Annotated in this window: 10 protein-coding genes; 9 read left to right on the top strand and 1 reads right to left on the bottom strand. The window is 71.5% G+C overall.

Annotation, left to right across the window (positions count from 1 at the left end):
* Positions 1-24 precede the first annotated feature (24 nt).
* From ACH5A8_RS18750 to ACH5A8_RS18710, 9 genes are all read left to right on the top strand, one after another.
* The gene (locus tag ACH5A8_RS18750) at positions 25-1,320 is read left to right on the top strand and encodes an amidohydrolase (RefSeq protein WP_399003934.1); all 1,296 of its coding nucleotides are present in this window, start codon (positions 25-27) and stop codon (positions 1,318-1,320) included.
* A gap of 388 nt (positions 1,321-1,708) precedes the next feature.
* Complete coding sequence (locus ACH5A8_RS18745; protein WP_399003932.1) at positions 1,709-2,740, top strand: BMP family protein; 1,032 nt, start codon at positions 1,709-1,711, stop codon at positions 2,738-2,740.
* 995 nt (positions 2,741-3,735) lie between these two features.
* Positions 3,736-4,788, top strand: a complete 1,053-nt coding sequence (locus tag ACH5A8_RS18740) for a BMP family protein (protein ID WP_399003270.1) — start codon at positions 3,736-3,738, stop codon at positions 4,786-4,788.
* 285 nt (positions 4,789-5,073) lie between these two features.
* Positions 5,074-6,627 (top strand): ABC transporter ATP-binding protein, encoded by a 1,554-nt coding sequence (locus ACH5A8_RS18735; RefSeq protein WP_399003268.1) that lies wholly within the window; start codon positions 5,074-5,076, stop codon positions 6,625-6,627.
* The gene (locus ACH5A8_RS18730; RefSeq protein WP_399003266.1) at positions 6,624-7,754 is read left to right on the top strand and encodes an ABC transporter permease; all 1,131 of its coding nucleotides are present in this window, start codon (positions 6,624-6,626) and stop codon (positions 7,752-7,754) included. Before ACH5A8_RS18735 ends, ACH5A8_RS18730 begins: the two co-directional genes overlap by 4 nt.
* On the top strand, positions 7,751-9,013 hold the full coding sequence (locus ACH5A8_RS18725) for an ABC transporter permease (RefSeq protein ID WP_399003264.1): 1,263 nt from the start codon (positions 7,751-7,753) through the stop codon (positions 9,011-9,013). The genes ACH5A8_RS18730 and ACH5A8_RS18725 overlap by 4 nt, the downstream gene beginning before the upstream one ends.
* On the top strand, positions 9,010-9,414 hold the full coding sequence (locus ACH5A8_RS18720; protein WP_399003262.1) for a cytidine deaminase: 405 nt from the start codon (positions 9,010-9,012) through the stop codon (positions 9,412-9,414). Before ACH5A8_RS18725 ends, ACH5A8_RS18720 begins: the two co-directional genes overlap by 4 nt.
* A 130-nt stretch (positions 9,415-9,544) precedes the next feature.
* Positions 9,545-10,822 carry a thymidine phosphorylase gene (locus tag ACH5A8_RS18715; RefSeq protein WP_399003930.1) on the top strand — a complete coding sequence of 426 codons (1,278 nt, stop codon included), beginning with the start codon at positions 9,545-9,547 and terminating at the stop codon, positions 10,820-10,822.
* A 96-nt stretch (positions 10,823-10,918) separates the two neighbouring features.
* Positions 10,919-11,503: a Uma2 family endonuclease gene (locus ACH5A8_RS18710; RefSeq protein ID WP_399003260.1), complete on the top strand. Its 585-nt coding sequence runs from the start codon at positions 10,919-10,921 to the stop codon at positions 11,501-11,503.
* A 7-nt stretch (positions 11,504-11,510) separates the two neighbouring features.
* Here the strand turns inward: ACH5A8_RS18710 and ACH5A8_RS18705 are convergent, their stop codons facing one another.
* The gene (locus ACH5A8_RS18705; RefSeq protein ID WP_399003258.1) at positions 11,511-12,431 is read right to left on the bottom strand and encodes an AEC family transporter; all 921 of its coding nucleotides are present in this window, start codon (positions 12,429-12,431) and stop codon (positions 11,511-11,513) included.
* Positions 12,432-12,450: the final 19 nt, after the last annotated feature.

Genomic DNA, 12,450 nt, shown 5'->3' with positions numbered 1-12,450 from the left:
ACCCTTCAGAGGGTGAAGCAACTGATGTCCCCAGAGTCCGAGGCCGATCTCCCCGCGGAAACCGTCCTTCCCGGCACGCTGCCGGAGGCGCTGTTCGCCGAACTCGTCGCGTTCCGCCGCGACCTGCACATGCATCCGGAACTCGGCAACCAGGAGTTCCGCACCACCGCCGCGATCAAGGCGCGCCTGGAGAAGGCCGGGCTGGCGCCGCGCGTCCTGCCCTCCGGGACCGGACTCGTCTGCGACATCGGTGACGTCAGCGACCTCGACAGCGCGGCCGGACCCGGCTTCGCCGACCCCGGCGCGGACGGCGCCGACGGCGAGGCGGGGGCCGCGGCCTCGCGGGGCATCCTCGCCCTGCGCGCCGACATCGACGCGCTGCCCATCCCGGACAGCAAGAGCGAGTGCCCCTACCGCTCCACCGTCCCCGACCGGGCCCACGCCTGCGGCCACGACGTGCACACCACCGTGGTGCTCGGCACCGGGCTCGTCCTGGCCGATCTGCACCGGCGGGGACTGCTGCCCCGGCCGGTGCGGCTGGTCTTCCAGCCGGCCGAGGAGGTGCTGCCCGGCGGCGCCGCCGAAGCCATCAAGGCCGGCGTGCTGAGGGGCGTGGGCCGGATCCTCGCCGTGCACTGCGACCCCCGGGTGGACGCCGGCATGATCGGCCTGCGCCAGGGCGCCATCACCTCCGCCTGCGACCGGCTGGAGGTCTCGCTCGACGGGCCCGGCGGGCACAGCGCCCGCCCGCACCTGACGACCGACCTCGTCACCGCCGTCGCCCGCGTCGTCACCGACGTGCCCGCGCTGGTCGGCCGCCGTATCGACACCCGGGCGGGGCTCGCCGTGACCTGGGGACGGATCGAGTCCGGGCACGCCCCGAACGTCATCCCGCAGCACGCCGAGCTGGCCGGGACCGTGCGCTGCCTGGACATCAACGCCTGGCGGCACGCCCCCGACATCGTGGTCGCCGCGATCGACGAGGTCGCCAACCTGCACAAGGCCAAGTCGGAGATCAACTACGTGCGCGGGGTGCCGCCGGTCGTCAACGAGCCGGAGGCGACCGAGCTGCTGCGCGCGGCGATGACGGCCCGTCGCGGCGCGGCCTCCGTCGAGGGCACCGAGCAGAGCCTCGGCGGCGAGGACTTCTCCTGGTACCTCGAACACGTGCCCGGCGCGATGGCCCGTCTCGGCGTGCGCACCCCGGGCGAGCGCACCCTGCGCGACCTGCACCAGGGCGACTTCGACGCCGACGAGTCGGCGATCCGGGTGGGCGTGGAGCTCTTCACCGCCGCGGCCCTGCTGCACCCCGCCCACTGACCCCGCCCGCCCGGCGCCGACGAGCGGGAGGAGCGGCGGATCCGGCTCACGACGGGGACGCGCGAGGCGTGCGCGCGTGGCCCGCCCCGGTCCGCCTCCGCCGCTCGCCCCGCCGTGCGGTGACGAGCCCGGCAGCGTGATGCGTACGCCTTCGTCCGGCCCGGTCACCCGACCGTCATCGGGGAAACGCGGCCGTGACCGGTCGGCGGCACGGTTCGGTAACGGCCCGGAGAAAGACCGTTCCCCCCTCCTTCTACGCGCGTTACTGTGCGCCGGATCGCCACCAGAGGCGGCACATGGGGATGCGGGCCGGTGACGGCGCCGTGGGCAAGAAGGGGTGCTTGCTGTGCGTACGAACTCCCGAAGGACCAGGTTCTCCAAGGCCGCGGTGGCCGTCGCGGCCCTCGCGCTCGCGGCCGCCGGATGCGGCAAGTCCAGCACCGACTCCGGGAGCGGCGGCTCCTCCGAGTCCGGCAAGTACTCGGGCAAGGGCATCGGCCTGGCCTACGACGTCGGCGGCAAGGGCGACCAGTCCTTCAACGACGCCGCCTTCGCCGGTATGGAGAAGGCCGAGAAGGAGTTCAAGATCGGCGGCCGGGACATCGAGCCGCAGGACGGCGAGTCGAACGCCGACAAGGTGCAGCGCCTGGAGCAGCTCGCCAAGAGCGGCTACGACCCCGTGGTCGGCGTCGGCTTCGTCTACGCGCCGGCCGTCAAGGAGGTCGCGGCCAAGTACCCGAAGACCACCTTCGGCATCATCGACGACAACACCGTCGAGGCGAGCAACGTCGTGGACCTCGTCTTCCACGAGGAGCAGGCCTCGTACCTGGCGGGTGTGGCGGCGGCCAAGGCCACCAAGAAGAACCACATCGGCTTCGTCGGCGGCGTGGACATCCCGCTCATCCACAAGTTCGAGGCCGGCTTCGACCAGGGCGCCCGGTCGGTCGACCCGAAGATCAAGATCGAGTCGCAGTACCTGACGCAGACCGCCCAGGAGGGCGGCTTCGCCAGCCCCGACAAGGGCAAGGACGCGGCCAACGCCCAGATCGAGAAGGGCGCGGACGTCGTCTACCACGCGGCCGGCCTGTCCGGTCAGGGCGTCATCCAGTCCGCGGCGGCGCACCATGTGTGGGCCATCGGCGTGGACTCCGACCAGTATCAGCAGGCCGCCCTCGCCCAGTACAAGGACTGGATCCTCGGCTCGGCCCTCAAGAACGTCGGCGGCGCGGTGTACGACCTGACCAAGTCCGTCGTCGACGGCAAGCCGCTGACCGGCGAGGTGCGCGGCGACCTGAAGTCGGGCGGCGTCGGCTTCGCCGACTCCAACCCGAAGTACCGCGCCATGAAGGACGTCGTCGCCGCCGTCGACAAGGCCGAGCAGGACATCATCTCGGGCAAGGTCACGGTCGACACCAACTGACCTCCACCGCGCCCACCCCCGCCCCCACGACGCCCCCGTTCCGTCCCGACCCTCGCCAGGAGCCCGCCTCCGCCCCGGCCCGGCCCCGCCGGCACCCGCCCCCGGCCCGTCCCGGCCCCCTGCCGGAACCACCTCAGCCCCGGCAGGGACCGGCCTCGGGCCCGGGGCGGCGGCTTCCGCCTCCGAACCGGGTGACGGCGGGGACCGGCGTCCGGCCCGGGAGGCGGTAGGCACCGCCTCGACCCCGGCAGGGACCGGCCTCGGCGTCCGGGGGCTGACAGGCTCCTTCTCCCGCCGGGGTCGGCAGGCTCCCCCTCCGGGGCGGTCCGGATTCCCGGCCCGGGTGCACTTCCCGGGCCGGGCCGGCCCGGTGCGCGGCGCCTGCCCCGGCCCGGGGCTGTTCCCCGTGCGGGCGCGGTGGCACCCCGCCCGCACCGGCCACTCCCGCACGCACCGGCCGCCCCCCGCCCGGTATCCACGCCCGCCCGCACCGGCCAACCCCCGCCCGCACCGGCCACCCCCCCGGGTATCCATGCCCGCCCGCACCGGCCACCCCCGCCCGGAACCCACGTCCGCCCAGCCGCAGGCATCCCCCACCCGCCGCCACCCCACTCTCACCCGCCCCGCGAAGGCCACTCGCACCCGGCCGGAGGCCCCCTCACCAAGCCGCGAGCACCTCCCCCCAGCCGGAGACACCCCATCAGCCCCCACGTCACCCCCACCCGCCCAAGGCCACCCGCCCAACTGCCCGAAGACCACTGGCTCACCCGGCCGAAGGCCACCCCCACCCCGCCCCGCGGTCATCCCCGCCCCCGCCGGAGGCGCCCCCCTCGCCTTGCGCAAGGGGCGTTGTGCTGTCCGTGAGGAGGGGCCGTGAGTGTGGCCACAGGTCGATAACGGACCGGACAGAAGGGGTTTTCCGTCTGGTCTACGCGCGTTACGCTGCGGCGGAACCAGCGCCTGGTTTGGGCGCTTGCACAAAGGAGTCTCGTTCCATGCGCCGGGTGTCCCGTATCGCGGTTGCAGGCGTTGCAACCGCAGCTCTCGCCGTCACCGTTTCCGCCTGTGGCAGCAGCTCGTCCAGCGAGTCGGCCGGCAACGGCGCGAAGAAGAACCTGGGCCTCGCCCTGGCCTACGACGTCGGCGGCAAGGGCGACCAGTCCTTCAACGACGCCGCCACGGCCGGCATGGAGAAGGCCGACCAGGAGTACGGCTACAAGAGCGCCGCCGTCGAGCCGCAGGACGGCGAGTCGGACGCCGACAAGGCGCAGCGCCTGGAGACCCTCGCCAAGCAGGGCTACAACCCGGTGGTCGGCGTCGGCTTCGCCTACGCTCCCGCCGTCAAGGAGGTCGCGGCCAAGTACCCGAAGACCACCTTCGGCATCGTCGACGACAACACCATCAAGGCCGACAACGTCGCCGACCTGGTCTTCCACGAGGAGCAGGCCTCCTACCTGGCCGGCGTCGCCGCCGCCAAGACCACCAAGTCGAACACCGTCGGCTTCATCGGCGGCGTGGACGTCCCGCTCATCCACAAGTTCGAGGCCGGCTTCAAGCAGGGCGTCGCGGACACCAAGAAGGGCGTCAAGGTCAAGTCGCAGTACCTGACCGAGACGGCCGCCGAGGGCGGCTTCGCCAGCCCGGACAAGGGCGAGAACGCCGCCAACGGCCAGATCGACGCGGGCGCCGACGTGGTCTACGCCGCCGCCGGCCTCTCCGGCCAGGGCGTCATCAAGGCCGCCAACGCCCACAAGATCTGGGCCATCGGCGTCGACTCCGACCAGTACCAGCAGGACGCGCTGGCCAAGTACAAGGACTCGATCCTCACCTCGGCCATGAAGGACGTCGCGGGCGCGGTCTACAACCTGGCCAAGTCGGTCAAGGACGGCAAGCCCCAGACCGGTGAGGTCCGTGCCAGCCTGTCCACCGGCGGTGTCAGCCTCGCCGACTCCAACCCGGTCTTCAAGAACAACGCCGGCCTGCAGGCCGCGCTGAAGAAGGCCGAGGATGGCATCAAGAACGGCAGCATCAAGGTCAAGACCTCCTGACCGAAGGGTCACGGACCTGTCGCGACCGGGGGTGAACCCGTCGTAGGCATGGTCAAAACAACGCTGCAGTGGCAGCGTTACGGCCACGGAACGGGGTGCGGGCGAGCTCGTCGACCCGCGCCCCGTTCGCGGCAGAATGCTCGGAACGGATCGAGAGAAATTCACGATCGATCAGATCCGGGCACTATTTAAAGCAGGGGCGCTACGCGCGTAGAGCGGCCCCTTTCCTGAGGAGAGTGCGCCATCGACGCGTCCAGCAGCCCTCCGCTCACCGCTCGGTCGACCGTGGCGGTGGAGCTCGCGGGCATCACCAAGCGGTTCCCCGGAGTCGTCGCCAACCACGACATCCACCTGACGGTCCGCAAGGGCACCGTCCACGCCCTCGTCGGCGAGAACGGCGCCGGCAAGTCGACCCTGATGAAGATCCTCTACGGCATGCAGAAGCCGGACGAGGGCACCATCGCGATCGACGGCGAGCAGGTCGCCTTCGGCAGCCCCGCCGACGCCATCGCCCGCGGCATCGGCATGGTCCACCAGCACTTCATGCTGGCCGACAACCTCACCGTCCTCGAGAACGTGGTCCTCGGCAGCGAGAAGCTCTACGGCATCGGCGGCAACGCCCGCAACAAGATCAAGGAGATCTCCGAGCGCTACGGCCTCGGCGTGCGCCCCGACGCCCTGGTCGAGAACCTCGGCGTCGCCGACCGCCAGCGCGTGGAGATCCTCAAGGTCCTCTACCGCGGCGCCACCACCCTCATCCTCGACGAGCCGACCGCCGTGCTCGTCCCGCAGGAGGTCGACGCGCTCTTCGACAACCTGCGCGAGCTGAAGTCCGAGGGCCTGTCCGTCATCTTCATCTCCCACAAGCTGGGCGAGGTCCTCTCCGTCGCCGACGACATCACCGTCATCCGGCGCGGCACCACGGTCGGCACCGCCGTCCCCGCCGAGACCACCCCCCGCCAGCTCGCCGAGATGATGGTGGGCAGCGAACTGCCGACCCCGGAGACCGCCGAGTCGACCGTCACCGACCGCCCGGTCCTCACCGTCGACAAGCTGCGTCTTCAGGCCGAGGGCGGCCGCGCCGTCCTCGACGACATCACCTTCACCATCCACGCCGGCGAGGTCCTCGGCCTCGCGGGCGTCGAGGGCAACGGCCAGACCGAGCTGATCGAGGCCCTCATCGGCCTCAAGCACGCCGACTCCGGCACCATCACCCTGGGCGAGGAGGACATCACCCCCTGGCCCACCCGCAGGCGCCGCGAGTCCGGCGTCGGCTACATCCCCGAGGACCGCCACCGCCACGGCCTCCTGCTGGAAGCCCCGCTGTGGGAGAACCGCATCCTCGGCCACGTCACCGAACGCCCCAACGCCAAGGGCTTCTGGCTCGACCCCAAGGGCGCCCAGGACGACACCCGCCGCATCGTCGAGGCGTACGACGTCCGCACCCCCGGCATCGACGTCACCGCCGCCTCCCTGTCCGGCGGCAACCAGCAGAAGCTGATCGTCGGCCGCGAGATGAGCCACAGCCCGAAGTTCCTGATCGCCGCCCACCCCACCCGCGGTGTGGACGTCGGCGCGCAGGCCGCGATCTGGGACCACATCCGCGAGGCCCGCCGCGAGGGCCTGGCCGTGCTGCTGATCTCGGCCGACCTGGACGAGCTGATCGGCCTGTCCGACACCCTGCGGGTGATCTACAACGGCCGCCTCGTCGCCGACGCCGACCCCGCCACCATCACCCCGGAGGAGCTGGGCTCGGCCATGACGGGCGCCGCCTCCGGCCACCTGGAACACGACGACACCACCGACGAAGCCGCCGGTCCGGAGGACGAGGCCCGATGAAGAAGTTCGACAAGGAGCGGGTGCTCCTCGCGGTGGCCGGTCCGGTCATCGCGCTCGTCGCGGCGATCGTGCTGACCTCGGTCGTGCTGATCGCCTCGGGCAAGAGCCCGATCGAGCCGTACACGCTGATGCTCCAGCAGGCCGGCTTCTCCGACGTCCAGGTGCTGATCCTGAACCAGGCGTCGATGTACTACCTGGCCGCGCTCGCGGTCGCCGTCGGCTTCCGCATGAACCTGTTCAACATCGGCGTCGACGGCCAGTACCGGCTCGCCGCGATGATGACCGCCGTCGTCGGCGCCCACGTCGCGCTGCCGTCCTTCCTGCAGATCCCCGTGCTGCTCATCGTGGGCATGCTCACCGGCGCCTTCTGGGCCGGCATCGCGGGCGTCCTGAAGGTCACCCGGGGCGTGAGCGAGGTCGTCGCCACGATCATGCTCAACTCCATCGCCACCAGCCTCATCGGCTACCTCACCCTCTCCGACGTGTGGGGCGTGCAGGTCGGCAACAACATGACGACCGGCATCATGAAGAAGTCCGGCTGGATCCCGGGCATCAACCTGGGCTCGGACGTCGGCGAGATCTACGGCCTGGTCTTCCTCGCCGTCGCCATGGGCGTCGTCTACTGGGTCGTCCTCAACCGCACCCGCTTCGGCTTCGACCTGCGCGCCACCGGCGAGTCCGAGACCGCCGCCGCGGCCTCCGGCGTCGACGCCAAGAAGATGGTCCTCACCGCCATGCTGATCTCCGGCGCGGTCGCGGGCCTCTCGGGCCTGCCGCTGCTGCTCGGCGACTCCCACACCTACAGCCTGAGCTTCCCGACGGGCCTAGGCTTCACCGGCATCACCATCGCCCTGCTCGGCCGCAACAACCCGGTCGGCATCGCCTTCGCCGCGCTGCTGATCGCCTTCCTCGACAAGGCCTCTCCCGCCCTCGACTACGCCACCCCGGTGGCGTACGAGAAGGAGATCGCCACGATCATGCAGGGCCTGATCGTCTTCGCGGTCGTCATCTCCTACGAGGCCGTGCGCCAGTGGGGTCTGCGCCGCCAGCAGAAGCAGGTCGGCGCCGAGCTCGCCGCGGCCGCCGCCCAGAACAACTCCGAGAAGAAGGAGGTGGCGGCCCGATGACCACCGCGACCATCGCCGAGCCGCAGGCGAAGCAGCCCGGCAAGGGCAGCCGCCGGTTCTCCCTGCCGGTACTCCTGCTGATCATCGCGGGCGTGCTGGTGCTGACCTCGGCCGTCCGGCTGATCACCGGCGCCGACGAGATCACCTCCATCGGGCAGATGTCCACCGCCCTGCGGCTGGCCGTGCCGATCGGCCTGGCCGGCCTCGGCGGCCTGTGGGCCGAACGCGCCGGCGTCGTCAACATCGGCCTCGAAGGCATGATGATCCTCGGCACCTGGTTCGGCGCCTGGGCCGGCTACCAGTGGGGCCCGTGGATCGGCGTCCTGTTCGGCATCGCCGGCGGCGCGCTCGGCGCCCTGCTGCACGCCGTCGCCACCGTGACGTTCAACGTCAACCACATCGTCTCCGGTGTGGCCATCAACATCCTGGCGCTCGGCACCACCCGCTACCTGTCGAAGTTCACCTTCGAGGGCGTCCCGCAGGGCTCCTCCAAGCAGTCCCCGCCGATCGACTCGCTCGGCACCTTCGACATCCCGGGACTGTCCGACTGGCTCGCCACCCTCAACGGCAAGCACTGGTTCCTGGTCTCCGACATCGCCGGCCTGCTCGGCGGCCTGATCACCGACCTGTCGCCGCTGACCGTCATCGCCGTCGCCCTGGTCCCGCTGTCCTGGTGGGTGCTGTGGCGCACCGCGTTCGGCCTCCGGCTGCGCTCCTGCGGCGAGAACCCGGTCGCCGCCGAATCGCTCGGTGTCAACGTCTACAAGTACAAGTACCTCGCCGTGATCATCTCCGGCGGCTTCGCCGGCCTCGGCGGCGCGTTCCTGTCGATCGTCGCCTCCAACGTCTACCTCGACGGGCAGACCGCCGGCCGCGGCTACATCGGCCTCGCCGCGATGATCTTCGGCAACTGGATGCCGGGCGGCCTCGCCCTCGGCGCCGGCCTGTTCGGTTACACCGACAGCCTGAACCTGCGCGGCGGCACCACCAACGTCCACGCGCTGATCCTGCTGCTGGCGATCCTGCTGGTGTTCGGGGTCGCGTACCTGGTGTGGAAGAAGAAGCTGGTGCCCGCCGTCATCACCGCCGTCGTCTCGGCGCTGATGTTCGTCTGGTACGTCGGCACCGACGACGTGCCGAAGCAGGTCGTGACCGCGACCCCCTACATCGTCACCCTGCTGGTGCTGTCGCTGTCCGCGCAGCACCTGCGGATGCCGAAGGCGGACGGTCTGCCGTACCGGAAGGGGCAGGGCAAGTGAGCCAGGAGCCGACGACGGTCGACTGGGCGGCGCTGCGCGAGGAGGCGCGGGCGGCGATGTGCCGCGCCTACGCCCCCTACTCCGGCTACCCGGTCGGCGTCGCCGCCCTGGTCGACGACGGCCGCACCGTCACCGGCTGCAACGTCGAGAACGCCTCCTACGGGATCGGCCTGTGCGCCGAGTGCGGTCTCGTCTCGCAGCTGCAGAACAGCGGCGGCGGCCGGCTGACCCACTTCACCTGCGTGGACGGCCGCGGCGACATCCTCGTGCCGTGCGGGCGCTGCCGCCAGCTGCTGTACGAGTTCGGCGGCCCTGACCTGCTGCTGGAGACCCCCGAGGGGATCCTGCCGCTGTCCGCGATGCTGCCGCAGGCCTTCGGCCCGGACCACCTCGCCAAGTGAGACCGTGCGGCCCCTCCGAGCCCGTCCTGGCCGGAGGGGCCGCACCCGTTTCCCCGGGCTTCCCCCGGCTTCCACCCGCTTTTCCTCTCAGCCCCCTTCGCACCACCGGAAGGAACCGAACCCCATGGCCATGGACGCCATCTCCGTCATCCGCACCAAGCGGGACCGCGGTGAGCTCAGCGACGAGCAGATCGACTGGGTCATCGACGCGTACACCCGCGGGGAGGTCGCCGACGAGCAGATGTCCGCGCTCGCCATGGCCATCCTGCTCAACGGCATGGACCGCCGGGAGATCGCCCGCTGGACCGCCGCGATGATCGCCTCCGGCGAGCGCATGGACTTCTCCTCCCTGTCCCGCCCCACCGCCGACAAGCACTCCACCGGCGGTGTCGGCGACAAGATCACCCTGCCGCTGGCCCCGCTGGTCGCCGCCTGCGGCGCGGCCGTCCCGCAGCTGTCGGGCCGGGGCCTCGGCCACACCGGCGGCACGCTGGACAAGCTGGAGTCGATCCCCGGCTGGCGCGCGCTGCTGTCCAACGAGGAGATGCTGTCGGTGCTCGACGGCTGCGGCGCGGTGATCTGCGCGGCGGGCGACGGCCTCGCGCCCGCCGACAAGAAGCTGTACGCCCTGCGTGACGTCACGGGCACGGTCGAGGCGATCCCGCTGATCGCCTCCTCCATCATGTCCAAGAAGATCGCCGAGGGGACCGGCTCGCTGGTCCTGGACGTCAAGGTCGGCTCCGGCGCCTTCATGAAGACGATCGAGGACGCCCGCGAGCTGGCCTCCACCATGGTCGGCCTGGGCACGGACCACGGCGTGAGGACGGTCGCGCTGCTGACCGACATGTCGACCCCGCTCGGCCTGACGGCGGGCAACGCGCTGGAGATCCGCGAGTCCGTGGAGGTCCTGGCGGGCGGCGGCCCGGCGGACGTGGTCGAGCTGACCCTGGCCCTGGCCCGGGAGATGCTGGACGCGGCCGGCCTGAAGGACGCCGACCCGGCCAAGGCCCTGGCCGACGGCTCGGCGATGGACGTCTGGCGCCGGATGATCGCGGCCCAGGGCGGCGACCCGGACGCGGCCCTGCCCACCTCGAAGGAACAGCACGTGATCACGGCCTCCGCCACCGGGGTCCTGACCCGCCTGGACGCCTACGACATCGGTGTCGCCGCCTGGCGCCTGGGCGCCGGCCGGGCCCGCAAGGAGGACCCGGTGCAGGCGGCGGCGGGCGTCGAGCTGCACGCCAAGCCCGGCGACACGGTCACGGCGGGCCAGCCCCTGATGACCCTCCACACCGACACCCCCGAGCGCTTCGACTACGCCCTCCAGGCCACGCGGGGCTCCTACGACATCGCCCCGGCCGGCACGGACTTCAAGGCGACCCCGGTCGTGCTGGAACGTATCGCCTGACCTGCGCTTCCCTCGTTCGGGCGAACGGGGCCGGTGGACCGCCACCGGTCCCGTTCGGCATGCTGGGATCGGTGACGCACCGATAGGAGAACCGCCATGAGCGCACTCACCGTGAGCCAGGACCCCGACCAGAGCTGGGACGACCTCGTCCGGTTCTGGGAAGAGATGGAATGGCCCGAGGGCAGCAAGGTGGAGATCATCGAGGGGATCATCACCGTGTCACCTGCTCCCGCACCTCGTCACAACGTCATCGCCGCCCGCATCCAGCGTCGCCTCTACTCAGTGATCCCTGAGGACTGGGAGGTCTTCCAGACGTTGGCCATCGCCGTGCCGTCGCGGCTGGGCATGCTCGTCCCGGATCTCGTAGTGGCTCCATTGCCGGAGTGCACGGAGGCGGACACCCACGTGCCCGCCGCCCTCGCCGAACTCGTCGTGGAAGTGACCTCCAAGTCGAACGCCCGCCACGACCGCATCAGCAAGGCCGCCGCCTACGCCGCCGCGGGCATCCCGTTCTACCTCCTGGTCGACCGCTGGGCCCCCGACGGTCCCACGATCACGCTCCACGGTGAGCCCAGGGGCGACGTCTACCGCCCTCTGGCCACGGCCAAGTTCGGTGAGCCCGTCAAGCTCCCGGCTCCGTTCGACCTGGTGATCGACACCAGCGAGTTCCCGGTCGACTGACCGTCCCTCATCCCAGCAGCGCCGCGATCGCCACCAGGACCGGGACCGAGAGCAGGGTCGACAGCAGGATGGACTCGCGGGCCAGGGACTCGCCCACCTGGTAGCGGCTGGCATAGGTGAACAGGTTCTGGGCGGCGGGCAGGGCCGAGGTGACCACCACGTCCAGCAGGGGCGCGCCGCGCAGGCCGAAGACGCCGGCCGCCAGCGCCCACGCGGCCATGGGCTGGCCCAGCGACTTGAGGGCGACGGACAGCAGCACCGGATGGCGGTCGCGGCCACGACCGGGGGCCGCACTGCCGGGCAGGGCGATGCCGAAGGCCAGCAGGACCGCGGGGACCGACATGTTGGCGATCAGGGTGAGGGGCTCCATGACCGGGCCGGGCACCGTCCACCCGGCCGCGGAGACGAGGACCCCGCTCAGCGCGCCCACCGCGATCGGGTTGCGCAGCGGGGTGAGCAGCCGCCGCCACAGCGGGCCCTTCTCGCCCGCGCCGGTCAGGTCCAGCACGGTCAGCGCGACGGGCGTCACCACGATCTGCTGGAACAGCAGCACCGGCGCCACCAGCGAGGCGTCGCCCAGGACGTACGCGGCGATCGGGATGCCGAGGTTGCCGGAGTTGACGTAACTGGAGCACAGCGCGCCGATCGTGGTGCGGCCCACGCCCCAGTGCCGTACGGCGCCGACGGCCACGAAGACGCCGGCGGCCGCGGCGGTGCTCATCGCCGTCACCAGGAGCCGGCTGGAGAAGACCACCGCCAGGTCGGCGCGGGCGAGCGTGGTGAACAGCAGCGCCGGGGTCGCCACGTGGAAGGCCAGCCTGGTCAGCACCTCGCCGCCCTGCTCCCCGAGCGAGCCGCGCCGCCCGAGCGCGTAGCCGACGCCGATCACCACCGCGATGACCGCGAAACCGGTCAGCACCCCCTGCACGCGGCCCCCTCGGTGGACG

The organism is Streptomyces sp. NPDC018610, assembly GCF_044391765.1.
GTDB lineage: Bacteria > Actinomycetota > Actinomycetes > Streptomycetales > Streptomycetaceae > Streptomyces.
This window is presented reverse-complemented; position numbering and strand designations above follow the sequence as displayed.

Bases quoted from the DNA above. Each gene is read 5' to 3' on its own strand.
- ACH5A8_RS18750 (WP_399003934.1), top strand. From the start codon at position 25: ATGTCCCCAGAGTCCGAGGCCGATCTCCCCGCGGAAACCGTCCTTCCC.
- ACH5A8_RS18740 (WP_399003270.1), top strand. From the start codon at position 3,736: ATGCGCCGGGTGTCCCGTATCGCGGTTGCAGGCGTTGCAACCGCAGCT.
- ACH5A8_RS18730 (WP_399003266.1), top strand. From the start codon at position 6,624: ATGAAGAAGTTCGACAAGGAGCGGGTGCTCCTCGCGGTGGCCGGTCCG.
- ACH5A8_RS18725 (WP_399003264.1), top strand. From the start codon at position 7,751: ATGACCACCGCGACCATCGCCGAGCCGCAGGCGAAGCAGCCCGGCAAG.
- ACH5A8_RS18715 (WP_399003930.1), top strand. From the start codon at position 9,545: ATGGACGCCATCTCCGTCATCCGCACCAAGCGGGACCGCGGTGAGCTC.
- ACH5A8_RS18710 (WP_399003260.1), top strand. From the start codon at position 10,919: ATGAGCGCACTCACCGTGAGCCAGGACCCCGACCAGAGCTGGGACGAC.